This window comes from Qipengyuania marincola (assembly GCF_029688625.1).
GTDB lineage: Bacteria > Pseudomonadota > Alphaproteobacteria > Sphingomonadales > Sphingomonadaceae > Qipengyuania.
In genome coordinates, this window is the sequence record NZ_JARULC010000002.1 from 94,285 (window position 1) to 106,180 (window position 11,896).

General features: G+C 64.0%; 15 protein-coding genes and 1 tRNA gene. 8 read left to right on the plus strand and 8 right to left on the minus strand.

The window, feature by feature from the left end:
* Positions 1-29: 29 nt before the first annotated feature.
* Entirely contained in the window at positions 30-821 is a 792-nt protein-coding gene (locus P8Q88_RS05625; protein ID WP_278322868.1) for a response regulator, read from the plus strand.
* A 62-nt stretch (positions 822-883) separates the two neighbouring features.
* Here P8Q88_RS05625 and P8Q88_RS05630 read toward each other — a convergent pair whose 3' ends face one another.
* Entirely contained in the window at positions 884-2,587 is a 1,704-nt protein-coding gene (locus tag P8Q88_RS05630) for a CHASE domain-containing protein (protein WP_278322869.1), read from the minus strand.
* A gap of 161 nt (positions 2,588-2,748) precedes the next feature.
* Between P8Q88_RS05630 and P8Q88_RS05635 the strand changes: the two genes are divergently transcribed.
* Genes P8Q88_RS05635 through P8Q88_RS05645 form a run of 3 tightly spaced genes read left to right on the plus strand, consistent with a single transcriptional unit; the run spans position 2,749 to position 4,765 of the window.
* Positions 2,749-2,922, plus strand: coding sequence for a NepR family anti-sigma factor (locus tag P8Q88_RS05635; protein ID WP_278322870.1), 174 nt, complete (start codon positions 2,749-2,751; stop codon positions 2,920-2,922).
* On the plus strand, positions 2,922-3,530 hold the full coding sequence (locus P8Q88_RS05640) for a sigma-70 family RNA polymerase sigma factor (protein ID WP_278322871.1): 609 nt from the start codon (positions 2,922-2,924) through the stop codon (positions 3,528-3,530). The genes P8Q88_RS05635 and P8Q88_RS05640 overlap by 1 nt, the downstream gene beginning before the upstream one ends.
* Positions 3,531-3,589: 59 nt before the next feature.
* Entirely contained in the window at positions 3,590-4,765 is a 1,176-nt protein-coding gene (locus P8Q88_RS05645) for an AI-2E family transporter (protein ID WP_278322872.1), read from the plus strand.
* A 63-nt stretch (positions 4,766-4,828) separates the two neighbouring features.
* On the opposite strand, the gene P8Q88_RS05650 is transcribed toward P8Q88_RS05645, so the two are convergent.
* Positions 4,829-5,440, minus strand: coding sequence for a superoxide dismutase (locus P8Q88_RS05650; protein ID WP_278322873.1), 612 nt, complete (start codon positions 5,438-5,440; stop codon positions 4,829-4,831).
* Between the two features lie 168 nt (positions 5,441-5,608).
* Between P8Q88_RS05650 and glmM the strand changes: the two genes are divergently transcribed.
* From glmM to thiD, 3 genes are read left to right on the plus strand one after another with little or no spacing between them, the layout of a single operon-like run.
* Positions 5,609-6,946 (plus strand): phosphoglucosamine mutase, encoded by a 1,338-nt coding sequence (gene glmM / locus P8Q88_RS05655; RefSeq protein ID WP_278322874.1) that lies wholly within the window; start codon positions 5,609-5,611, stop codon positions 6,944-6,946.
* Positions 6,946-7,173 carry a DUF1272 domain-containing protein gene (locus P8Q88_RS05660; RefSeq protein WP_278322875.1) on the plus strand — a complete coding sequence of 76 codons (228 nt, stop codon included), beginning with the start codon at positions 6,946-6,948 and terminating at the stop codon, positions 7,171-7,173. The genes glmM and P8Q88_RS05660 overlap by 1 nt, the downstream gene beginning before the upstream one ends.
* Position 7,174: 1 nt before the next feature.
* A complete protein-coding gene (gene thiD / locus P8Q88_RS05665; RefSeq protein ID WP_278322876.1) occupies positions 7,175-7,987 on the plus strand; it encodes a bifunctional hydroxymethylpyrimidine kinase/phosphomethylpyrimidine kinase in 813 nt (270 codons plus the stop codon).
* A gap of 6 nt (positions 7,988-7,993) precedes the next feature.
* Here thiD and P8Q88_RS05670 read toward each other — a convergent pair whose 3' ends face one another.
* Together P8Q88_RS05670 and P8Q88_RS05675 are read right to left on the minus strand one after the other, a co-directional pair.
* Positions 7,994-8,884, minus strand: coding sequence for an LOG family protein (locus P8Q88_RS05670; RefSeq protein WP_278322877.1), 891 nt, complete (start codon positions 8,882-8,884; stop codon positions 7,994-7,996).
* Between the two features lie 53 nt (positions 8,885-8,937).
* Positions 8,938-9,013, minus strand: a tRNA-Trp gene (locus tag P8Q88_RS05675).
* A gap of 97 nt (positions 9,014-9,110) precedes the next feature.
* On the opposite strand from P8Q88_RS05675, the gene aat reads away from it, so the two are divergent.
* Complete coding sequence (aat, locus tag P8Q88_RS05680; protein ID WP_278322878.1) at positions 9,111-9,833, plus strand: leucyl/phenylalanyl-tRNA--protein transferase; 723 nt, start codon at positions 9,111-9,113, stop codon at positions 9,831-9,833.
* Here aat and P8Q88_RS05685 read toward each other — a convergent pair.
* From P8Q88_RS05685 to P8Q88_RS05700, 4 genes are read right to left on the minus strand one after another with little or no spacing between them, the layout of a single operon-like run.
* Positions 9,734-10,276: a DUF2155 domain-containing protein gene (locus P8Q88_RS05685; RefSeq protein WP_278322879.1), complete on the minus strand. Its 543-nt coding sequence runs from the start codon at positions 10,274-10,276 to the stop codon at positions 9,734-9,736. The two genes, aat and P8Q88_RS05685, sit on opposite strands and share 100 nt — an antisense overlap.
* Positions 10,273-10,695 (minus strand): NADH:ubiquinone oxidoreductase subunit NDUFA12, encoded by a 423-nt coding sequence (locus tag P8Q88_RS05690; protein ID WP_278322880.1) that lies wholly within the window; start codon positions 10,693-10,695, stop codon positions 10,273-10,275. Before P8Q88_RS05690 ends, P8Q88_RS05685 begins: the two co-directional genes overlap by 4 nt.
* Positions 10,696-10,755: 60 nt before the next feature.
* Entirely contained in the window at positions 10,756-11,244 is a 489-nt protein-coding gene (locus P8Q88_RS05695; protein ID WP_278322881.1) for a DUF192 domain-containing protein, read from the minus strand.
* Positions 11,241-11,822, minus strand: a complete 582-nt coding sequence (locus P8Q88_RS05700) for a regulatory protein RecX (RefSeq protein ID WP_278322882.1) — start codon at positions 11,820-11,822, stop codon at positions 11,241-11,243. The genes P8Q88_RS05695 and P8Q88_RS05700 overlap by 4 nt, the downstream gene beginning before the upstream one ends.
* Positions 11,823-11,896 lie beyond the last annotated feature (74 nt).

Consider the following 11,896-nt stretch of genomic DNA (forward strand, 5'->3'; position numbering starts at 1 on the left):
CATGCGCGCACTTAACCAAAAGGGGTCTTATGTCGCTTGGTGATCAAATTGCCCGCAACCTTCCGTATTTGCGCCGCTATGCGCGTGCGCTCACCGGCTCGCAGGCCACGGGCGATGCTTTCGTTCGCGCAACGCTTGAAGCCGCTCTGGCCGATGATGGCCTGAAAGCCTCGCTCGAAGGCGGCCGTGTCCCGCTCTACCGTGCCTTCAACAAGGTCTGGTCGAGCGCTTACATGGATATTTCCGAACCAGTCGGCGCCGATAGCCACGAGGGCGCGGCGCAGGATCGCCTTAAGTCGATCACGCCGCTCAATCGCCAGGCGCTTCTCCTGACGACGCTGGAGGACTTCTCCGTCGAGCAGGCAGCCGACGTCATGGAGATGGAACCTTCCGATATCGAGCGCCTGGTCCAGGAAGCGGTGAGCGAAATCGACAAGGAATCGTCGACCAGCGTGCTCATCATCGAGGACGAGCCGCTGATCTCGATGCAGCTCGAGGATCTGGTGACCTCGCTCGGCCACGAGATCTGCGGTACCGCCGCCACGAGGACGCAGGCACAGGAAGTCGTCGCGGACAAGACGCCGGGCCTCGTCCTGGCGGACATCCAGCTGGCTGACGGGTCCTCGGGCCTCGATGCCGTGGACGATATCCTTGCCATCAGCAGCGTGCCGGTGATCTTCATCACGGCCTATCCCGAACGACTGCTGACCGGCGACCGCCCGGAGCCGACCTATCTGGTCACCAAGCCGTTTCAGGAACAGACGGTCCGTGCGGCAATCAGCCAAGCGCTCTTCTTCGGCTCCAGCCGCCCGCTCGGCTGATCTCGGCAAACATGATGCGAAGTAGAGGCCCGCCGGAAACGGCGGGCCTTTTTCGTGGCGCGTCAGCTTTCGCCGGACGTGTCCTGCGGGGCGCGCAAGGCGAATTCGCTCGGTTGGCGGACCGGTACCAGCAGGGTGCAACGCACACCGCGCTCGTCGAACTCCAGCTCGACCGGGTGCCGCAATTCGTGGGCGACGATCTTCTCGATCAGTTCGGTGCCGAAGCCGCGGCGGCTCGGCTGGCGGACCAAGGGCCCGCCACGCTCGGTCCATTCCACCTTGGCCAGCCGTTCGTTGATGTTCGACCAGTGTATCTCGACCCGCCCCCCTTCGACGCTGAGCGCACCGTATTTCGCAGCGTTCGTCGCCAGTTCGTGCAGGGCTAGGCCGAAGCTCAGAGCATCGTTGGGCGCGAGGTCGACGTCCGGCCCGTCGAGCACCACCTCGTGTTCGGCCGTGCGCGAATAAGGTGCGAGTTCGACTTCGGCCACGGAGCGGATCGGCGTCGTGCCCCATTCCGACTTGGTCAACAGGTCGTGTGTTGCAGACAGCGCGCGTATCCGGCCATCGATCCCTTCTGCGAAATCGTCGAGGTCCGTCGCCCGGCGTCGGGTCAGCGAAACGATCGACAGGACGTTGGCGAGCGTATTCTTCACCCGGTGATTGAGTTCGCGGGTGAGCGAATCGCGGATCGAATTCTGCTGTGCGAACCAGTCGAGCGAGCGACTGTCCTCGACCGCCTGCTGCGCCAGCAGCCGCGCGATCAGCATCAGCAGGCTGGCAACCGCAAGGCCGAACAGCAAGGTGATCATCGCCATGGTCGACAAGGCATCTGTCCGCGCGGATTCGACGATCAGTTGCATGCGCCGCCCCGCGATATCGAGTTCGCGTTCGACGCGGGTCGTTGAGCCTTTCCATCCGGGCAATTCCGCCAGGAGCTCCCGCTCACCCCCGTCGACATCGTAGAGCCTGGCCGAGAAACCCTCGTAAGTGACCAGCTCTGCGGCGGATTCGAGAAACTGGGGGGCATTGAACGGGCTATAGATAAAGCCCAGAAGTTCCCGCCCCATGTCCGACTGACGGAAGACGGGCATGAAGATGAGGAAACCGGGTTCGCTGCCACCACCTTCCTGTGCCAGCGTGACCGGACCGCTGGCCGTGGGACGTTCCTCAAGCCTCGCGGCATCCATGGCGGCGCGACGAACCGGCTCGGAATACATGTCGAAGCCGAGCGCGCGGCGATTGCGGATCGTGTCCGGACGCAGGAATAGGATGGGCACGAGCAGCGGCCTCGGCCGCTCCTCCAGCGAAGGCGTGACGCGCACGCGCGATACCCGCCCTTCCGACAGGCGGTCTTCGAACTCCGGCACCATAGGAGAGGTCACTACCGGAGCCCATCCAATTCCTTCCGCGCCCCGATAATTCGAATCGAGGCGCAACTCGTCGACAAAGCGGCGGAACAGTCCACTGGTTATCTCGTCCTGCGTGCTCAGCAGTGCCGACCCCGCCCGCAGATAGGACGTGCTGGTAAAGGCCCGGCGCTCGATCGCGGAAGCCATGGCCTGTGCACGACGATTGACGTCGGCTTCCTCGCGCTGGGCCTCCCCGCGTTCGATCGCGAACAGGCTGACCAGCGTGATCGCGATCACCAGCAGGAAGATCAGGATCGGCACCGCGCGCGGGTATTCGGCCAGCAATCGCCGGCGTTTGCCTTTGCCTTCGAAATCCTCGACTAGCAGCGCTCGCCCCTCAATACGGTTGGTCATGCGTGGTATAACTATGTCGCGCCCCCAAAATCGTTCCATTCCCGATTCTGCGGGAACCAGCGCAGGGGTGCTGCGTTACGCCTGCACACGAAGATGGGATCGTACCGCCTCCGTAAAACTGCGGGGTGGTGGCGTGTGGTAATGGAAATACCTGGATCGATATGAATTCCGACAAGTCACAGACAACAGGCCAGCAGGGGGCGAAGGTCGCAAAGCCTGCGGACTCGGACCCCCAGTGGGCCAACGGGTTGCGCAGGCTGTACGATTCGGTAGTGGATGAACCGCTGCCTGACAGCTTCAAGGATCTGCTCGAGAAACTGGATACGAAGGACTGATGGGAGGCAATCAACGAACGGCCTCCGAGAAGGCCGACTTCAAGCGGGAACTGACGGAAGTCGTTCCCCACCTGCGCGCGTTTGCGCGCGGCCTGTGCGGCCGTGCCGACATGGCGGACGATTTGGTGCAGGAAACCCTGCTCAAGGCCTGGGCGGCGCAGGAACGCTTCCAGCCCGGTACCAGCATGCGCGCGTGGACCTTCGTCATCCTGCGCAATGCCTATCTCACCGACATGCGTCGCAACCGCTTCCGCGGGGAATATGACGAAACGGTGGCCGAACGCATCCTGACTGCACCCGCAGGCCAGGAAGAACCGATCCATCTGTCGGACATGCATCGCGCCCTGCTCACGCTCCCGCCCGAGCGGCGCGAGGCCCTGTTGCTGGTCGGCGCCGGCGGATTTTCTTACGAGGAAGCGGCCACGATCTGTGATTGCGCCGTGGGCACGATCAAGAGCCGGGTCGGACGCGCCCGCGCCGCGCTCAATGCCATGCTCAGCGACGGCAGTATTCCGAAGCGGTCGATCGACGACGATGCGGCCCACCGGGCGATCCTGGAGGAGCTCGACGACGTCGCGGCCGGCAATGGCATCGCTGCCCGCAGCTGACGGACCGGCCCCCGCGCCGCGCGCCGGACCGTCCTCGACCCCGTACGCGGTTTAGGCCGATGGAGGAGCAGCCGACCTCGCTGCCCGAAAAGGCCGCGCCTCACCCGCCCGCGCCTTCGCGCAGGCTGGCCTTTGCCCGGCAGGAATTGCGCCTGATCTCGTCGCTGGTGCTGCTGATCGGCCTCGGATTGTTCCTCGCGCTGCCGTTCGTCCTGTCGATCGGGGCCGTCGTGTTCCTCCCCGTCGTGACGGCGCTTGTTCTTACAGTCATCCTTTCCCCACTGGCGGACCGGCTGAATGGCTGGGGACTGCCCAATGCTATCGCTTCCTTGATAGCCTTGCTGGTGTTCTTCGCAGTCCTGCTGCTCGCGCTCGCCCTCATTCTTCAGCCGGCCATTGCCCTGTTCGACGATGTTCCGGCGATGGTGAACCAGACCATCGAACGCTTTGGAGAATTGCAACGCCGCTTCGCCTGGGTGGCACAGATCAACCAGCAACTGGCCGACCTAATGCAGAGAGAGGGTGGTCGCGAAGTGGTTCTGGCGAGTCCGAGCCTGCTCGAGGAGCTGGCCTTCGCCACACCCGGGCTGGTGCTCGAAACCGTGCTGACCCTGCTCATGGCCTATTTCATGATCGAGGCGCGCATCCGCCTGCGCCAGCGGCTGCTGTTCGGCCGCGCAAATTTCGGCACCAGCATCAAGGCGGCTCGCGTTATGCGCGAAGTGCAGGATCGCGTAGCATCCTACATCCTCACGGTCGGCTGGATCAACACGATGGTCGGCGTGGTCGTCGCGCTCGGGGCTTGGGCGCTGGGGATCGAGGCACCGATCATGTGGGGCGGACTTGCGGCCTTGCTGAACTTCCTGCCTTATATCGGACCGATCGTGATGGTGACGCTGCTCGGCCTGTTCGGCATCGGCACGGCCGACACCATCCTGCTCGGCCTCGTGCCGGCCCTCGCCTATCTCGCGCTCCACACGGTAGAGGCGAATGTGATAACTCCGTCGATTCTCGGGGCGCGGTTCACCATGAACCCGGTGCTGATCCTGATCGCCCTGTCGTATTTCTCGTGGATCTGGGGTGTGTTCGGCGCGCTGCTGTCGGTGCCCATCCTGCTGATGCTGACGGCGCTGTTCGATCACGTCGGCCGCCCCAACCTCGTCGGCTTCATATTCGGGGAGCCGCTGTTCGGGCAGGAAATCCTCGCCGGCGGCGAAGACAGCCCCACCGAGTGATAGCATGAAAAAACCCGCGGCACGCATGGCGCCGCGGGTTTTCAATCAATGAAGAAGCCGGTTTTAGCTCGGGTACGTCCAGGTCTTGCCCCGTGCGAGGTTCTCGCTGGCGAAGCTCCAGTTGAGCTTGCCGTTCACTGCCTCGAGATATTCCGGGCGGGCATTCTGGTGATCGAGATAATAGGCGTGCTCCCACAGGTCGATGACCAGCAGCGGATTGACGCCGTCCTGATCGGCCAGAGTGTCGCCATCGTGGGTTTCCTCGATGGTCAGCTTGCCACCCTTTTCGGCCAGCCAGACCCAGCCGCTGGCGAAATGGCCGGCGCCGCGTTCCTTCAGCTTGCCCTTTAGGTCATCGACCGAGCCGAAATCCCGGTCGATCATGGACTTGAGCTCGTCCGAAGCTGCGGTTTCCTCGGCTGCAAGCGAGTGCCAGTAGAAGCCGTGGTTCCAGCTCTGGGCGGAGTTGTTGAACAGGCCCTGGTCCGACCCGCGCGCAGCCGAAATCACCTGCTCCAGGCTCTTGCCCGAATGATCGGTGCCTTCGATCGCGGCATTGGTCTTGTCGATATAGGCCTTGTGATGCTTGCCGTGGTGGAATGACAGCGTGCGGGCCGAGATGGCAGGCTCCAGCGCCTTGTCGTCATACGGTAGGTCGATAAGCTCGAATGCCATGGGATCCCCTCTGGATTGGCGTGAAAAAATTCCGGTTCGGTCCTGCAACGCGTGAACGCGACAAGGGTTGCAGCGCCGTCGGATAAAATGCTCCGGTTCGCGGCGGGGCTTTCCTTCGCCAGCCAATCACGCCACAGGACTCCCGAACGCAAGCGACGGACAGACGAGATGGCACGCAAGTTTTTCGGGACCGACGGGATCCGCGGCCGCACCAACCAGGGCGTTATGACGGCCGAAACCGCCATGCATGTCGGGCAGGCGGCGGGCACGCATTTCCTGCGCGGCGAACATCGCCATCGGGTCGTGATCGGCAAGGACACGCGGTTGTCGGGCTACATGATGGAAAGCGCCCTCGTCGCCGGTTTCACCAGCGTCGGGATGGACGTGATCATGACCGGCCCGCTCCCCACGCCCGCCATCGCGCTGCTCACGCGCGAGATGCGCGCCGACCTCGGCGTGATGATCTCGGCCAGCCATAATCCGTTCGAGGACAATGGCATCAAGCTGTTCGGACCCGACGGGTTCAAACTTTCCGATGATGCGGAAGCCGCGATCGAGACCCTGCTGGATCAGAAGCCGCTGCTGGTCGACCCGCACCGGATCGGTCGCGCGCGGCGCATCGACGATGCACGGGGCCGTTACATCCACGCGATCAAGCAGTCCGTGGCGAGCGACATCCGCTTCGACGGGCTCAAGGTCGTGGTCGACTGCGCCAATGGCGCTGCGTATCAGGTCGCTCCGTCGGTCATCTGGGAACTCGGCGCCGAAGTGATCGCGATCGGCGTGTCTCCCAACGGCACCAACATCAACGACGGCGTCGGTTCGACGGCGCTCGATGCGATCAAGGCGCGCGTTGTTGAGGAACAGGCGGACATCGGGATCGCGCTCGACGGTGACGCGGATCGGCTGATCGTGGTCGACGAGAAGGGGGCGGTCGTCGACGGCGACCAGATCATGGCGCTGATCGCCACCCGCATGCACGAGCGTGGCTCGCTGACCGGGGGCGGCGTGGTGGCTACCGTCATGTCGAACCTCGGGCTGGAACGATATCTGGAGAGCTTGGGTCTAACGCTGGAACGCACCAAGGTTGGCGATCGCTATGTGCTCGAACGGATGAAGGAAGGCGGATTCAACGTCGGAGGCGAACAGTCGGGCCACATGATCCTGCTAGATTACGGCACGACGGGCGACGGTTCGGTGGCCGCACTGCGCGTTCTTGCCAGCCTCGTGCGCTCCGGCAAGCCGGCGAGCGAGCTGCTGCACGTGTTCGATCCGGTTCCCCAATTGCTCAAGAACGTGCGCTATTCCGGTGGCAAGCCGCTTGACCACGAAAACGTCCGCTCGGTCATTGCGGAAAGCGAGACCGAGCTTGCGGGCAAGGGCCGGCTCGTCATCCGCCCGTCGGGAACCGAACCCGTCATCAGGGTCATGGCCGAAGGCGACGATGCCGGACAGGTCGAACGCGTGGTTGACCGGATTTGCGATGCGGTGAGGGACGCCGTCTGATGCCGCTCGAGATGCGGCCCGATTGCGAGCGCTGCGGCGCCGACTTGCCAGCAGAAGCCCCTGGAGCCTTCATCTGCAGCTTCGAATGCACCTTTTGCGCCCAATGCGCCGATGATCTCGACGACATCTGCCCCACTTGCGGCGGCGAGCTGATGGATCGCCCCACCCGCGCGAAAAAGCTTCAGGACAAGTTCCCGCCCTCCACCACCCGCAGGTTCAAGGGCTGAGATGGATCGTCAGGCAAGCCCGCCCCGCATTCTCTCTATCGCCGGTTCCGACAGTTCGGGCGGAGCCGGCATTCAGGCTGATATCAAGACCATCGCCATGCTGGGCGGATATGCGATGACTGCCATCACCGCCGTCACGGCGCAGAATACGCGCGGTGTCCAAGGCATCGAGACGATGCATCCCGACCTCGTGATGGACCAGGTGGAAAGCTGCCTGGAAGATATCGGCGCCGATGCGATCAAGATCGGCATGCTCGGGTCTGCGGACATCGCGCAGAGGCTGGCCGAGCGCCTCGACAGCTTTGCCGGGCCGATCGTGTTCGATCCTGTCATGGTCGCCACCAGCGGTGCGGACCTCGCGAGCGAGGCAACGATTGCGGCTTTCGGCGCGCTGATGGACATCGCCACCCTCGTCACGCCCAACCTGCCCGAACTCGCCGCGCTGACCGGCCGCCATACGCTGGCGGAGGCGGATATTTACGATGCCGCGGGCGAACTGGCGAAGCGCCACGATACCCTAGTCCTGGCCAAGGGTGGGCATGGTGACGGAGACGAGATCATCGACCGCATCGTCTCCGCCTCGGGCAAGCTCGGCAGTTTCGGCCATGCCCGCATCGACACGCGGCACACCCATGGCACGGGCTGCACTCTGTCTGCCGCGCTCGCGACCTTTCTCGCCCATGGCCAGCCGCTCACCCATGCGGTGCGCCTCGCCCGCGCCTTCACCTTCGCCGCGATCGAGAATGCGCCCGGCTTTGGCGAAGGCAGCGGACCGCTCGGCCATCAGGCCGTACGTTCGCTATCCTCCGACTGAGGCGGCCTACCGATCGAGGTCGTAGAAGGCGCTGATATGCGCCCAGGCCTCGTCGGCGGTTTCGCACCAGCGGAAGAGGTCGAGGTCCTTCCTCGAGATCGTGCCTTCCTCAGCGATCGCTTCGAAATTGACGACGCGGGTCCAGAAGTCCTTGCCGAACAAAAGGATCGGCATCGGCTTCATCTTGCCCGTCTGGATCAGTGTCAGCAGCTCGAAAAATTCGTCGAAGGTCCCGAAGCCGCCCGGAAAGACCGCCACAGCCTTTGCGCGCAAGAGGAAGTGCATCTTGCGCAGCGCGAAGTAATGAAAGTTGAGCGACAGATACGGCGTTACGTAGCTGTTGGGCGCCTGCTCGTGCGGAAGAATGATGTTGAGCCCGATGCTCTCCCCGCCCGCGTCGCTCGCACCGCGATTGGCCGCTTCCATGATCGACGGGCCGCCTCCGGAGCAGACGACGAACTGGCGTTTTCCGCCTTCGATGATCGATTTTTCGGTGACGAGCCGCGCCAGCTTGCGCGCTTCGCCGTAATACTTGCTTTTCTTGACGAGGTTTTCGACCACGATGCGCTCGTCGTCGGGCAGGTCCTTCGCGCTTGCCAGCGCCTCTTCCGCAGACTCGGGCGGCGGTATCCGCGCGCTGCCATACATGACCATGGTCGATCCGACCCCCGCCTCGTCGAGCAGCATTTCCGGCTTCAGCAGCTCCAGCTGGAATCGCACCGGGCGCAATTCTTCGCGCAGCAGGAAATCCTTGTCCTGGAATGCCAGCTTGTAGGCGGGATGCGCCGTTTGCGGGGTCTGTTGCTCCAGACCCTTTTTCTCAAATTCGGCTTCTTGCTGTGCCGGATAGAACTTGCGGTCGCCAAGTTCCGCCTTGCGCTTTTCTTCTTCTGTCATGCGCGGCGCGATAGGGCGGGCATGACACGCCGACAAGTGCGGAAAGAGGGAAATGGCAGGGGTGACAGGATTCGAACCCGTGGCCCTCGGTTTTGGAGACCGATGCTCTACCAGCTGAGCTACACCCCTGCAGCGAGGGCGCGCTCTAATATGCGTGCGCGCGAATAGCAAGGAGCATCTCCTGCCCCGATAGGAAGTGGCTTTGCAAGCTGGTAGGGTGCCACCCATGCACGCTCCTGCATCCCCAGTGATTCCCGTCGAACTGCTGCTGCGGGCCTATCGCGCCGGTGTTTTCCCGATGGCGGATCACCGCAGCGATCCGGAAGTCTACTGGGTCGAGCCGCGGGAGCGTGCGGTCATCCCGCTCGACGGTTTCCGCATGACGAAAAGCCTGCGTAAGACCATCCGGCGGGACCGCTTTCGGATCACCTGCGATCAGGCCTTCGCCGAGGTCATCGCCGCCTGCGCGGAGCCGCGCGAAGAGCACGCAGAAAGCTGGATCAGCCACCGGATCGAGGCGAGCTACAACGCGCTTGCCGATGCCGGCTATGCCCATTCGATCGAATGCTGGGATGACGGCGAGCTTGCCGGCGGGCTCTATGGCGTCGCCTTCGATCGGGTGTTCTGCGGGGAGAGCATGTTCAGCCGCCAAGCCGACGCCAGCAAGGTCGCACTCGCCTGGCTGGTTGCCGTGATGCGCGAGGCCGGCTACCGCCTGCTCGACTGCCAGTTCATGACAACGCACCTTGCGAGCATGGGGGCCGTGGCGCTGCCGCAGGCGAGCTATCTCGATTTGCTGTCGCAGGCCATGGGCCGCCCCTTGCAGACCATCCCGGCAGTCATGGCGCGCTATTCCGAAGCGGCTGTCTCGTCCGCATCCGCACCGGCTTCGCCGTCGCCCTCCTCGCCAGGGAAGCTCATCGCACAATCCTTTACCCAGACATCGTAGATCGGGTGTTCGACCACGTTCAGGCTGGGCGAATTCTTGAACAGCCAGCCCGAGAAGATGCGGCGGAACTGATCCTCGCTACCGCGCTGGCGCGCCAGGACCTGAACGAAGGCGCCGGTTTCTTCCGGCATTTCCCACGGGGCCGTGCGCTCGCACGCCTGCAGGCGGACGATGATGTCCCCCACCCGGCGCTGTTGGCCAGGGGTCAGCTCGATATCCTGGCTCAGATTGTTGCGTTTGTTGAGAATCCCGATCGTCGCCACCCGATCTTCCATCGGCGTGCCGATCCCGGCTTCCGCGGCCGGCTGCTCCGGCATTTCGACCTGCTGCAGCTCTTCGGGTATCTCGGTTTCGACCGCCGCGGGCGTTTCGGGCGGATCATCGGAGCAGGCGCCCAGAACGGCGAGCGCGCAGCCAAGGACGAGTGCCCTGCCCAAGCTCACGCGTCCGGCGACCAGGCTTCGTAATCGCCGGCGGTTCGCGCCCGCTTCCCGCCACGTTCAAGCGCGCCGGCCGGGCGATATGCGTCGGCTGTCCCGGTGGCATTGGGCGTGTAATCCGCTTCCCAGATCCGCGGCGCCGGCAGGAAGCTTTCGGGCACGTCGTCGCCTGCGCCATGCAGCCAGCCGTGCCATTCGGAGGGAATGCGGCTGGCGTCGTTGCTACCCTCGTAGATCACCCAGCGACGCTCTCGCGCCGTGTAGGAGCCGCCCGTCGGAAGCTTGTCGCGCTTGTTTTTCGAACGGTAATACTTGTTGCCCTGCGCGTCGGTGCCGACATGCTCGCCATTGCGCGAGGACCACAGCATGGTGCCGATGGTGGCACCGTTCCACCAGGTGAAGATCTTGCCGAGAAAGCTCATGCCGGGCCGGTTAGCGGATTCGCGCGCGGGGGGGAAGCGCCCGCTTGCGCAAATTCTGCGCTACCACGTCACCTTGTCGCCCGGCTCGATCCCGAGCTCTTGTGCCAGACCGCCGCGCAGTTCGAGCACGCCGAGCACCGGTCCGACCGAATAGACCGATTCGAGCGAGTATGGCTCGGTCATCGCGGCAATGTTGCTGATCCGGCCGTCGGGCCCGATGAAGATGATATCGAGCGGCAGCGGCGTATTCTTCATCCAGAAACTCTGCGCCGTCGTCCCGTCGTAGGGGAAGATCATTCCTTCATCGTCGGGCAGCTGGGTGCGGAACATCAGGCCCTGCCGCTGCGCCTCGGCAGTATCGGCCAGTTCGACGCGGAAAGAATGGGTTCCGGACGCGCCGGACACGGTCAGCGGAACGACTTTGAGCCCCGAGACCGGGTGCGTGGCTTCGGTTGCGGTTTCCGCGGCGGGATTCGCTTCTGCCGCAGGTTGCGGAGAGCAGGCCGCCAACGCCGCGAATCCGGCTGCCGCCAAGGCGCAGTTGGTCACCCGTCGTCTGATGCTTCTGCGACCCATTCTTCGAGCTCCTCGACAGTGGCGGCTTCGAGCACTCGCCGTGCCGCATCGAAATCATGGCCCGCGCGCAGCATTGCGGCAAGCCGCTTTTCGCGGAGCTTCAGGCCAGCCTGGGCATCCGGCGGAGGCGGCGCACCGAAAGGTCCGAACTTGCGCCGGCGTGCCAGCGCGAAGATGGCGCGCCGTCGGTCCGCCTCGTCAGGTACAAGCTCGCTGCGCACACTCTCGCCGATCTCGGCGGCGCGCAGGGCCTCCTCCACCCGGCGCGATCCATAGCCGCGGTCGAGGAGGCCGCGCGCCTTCGCGCGCCCATATGCCTCGTCGTCGACATAGCGCCGCTCGACGAAGCGCGCGACGAGCGCATCGATATCCGGTTCGCCCTCCTCGTCCCAGCCGCGCTCGCGCAACTTTCGCCGTAGGTAGGCGCCAAGCTTGCCCGCACTTGTGGAAAAGCGTGCGACATAGGCCAGCGCAAGTTCTTCCAGCCGCGCCCTGTCGAGCGGTTTGGGCGTGCGCTTTCTACGACGGGATGTTGCCTGGCCGGTGGTCATCGGCCATATTCCTGCCACAGTCCTTATCAAATGGGAAAGGCTGTACGGGCGTTTGCGCCAAGACAAACGCCTTT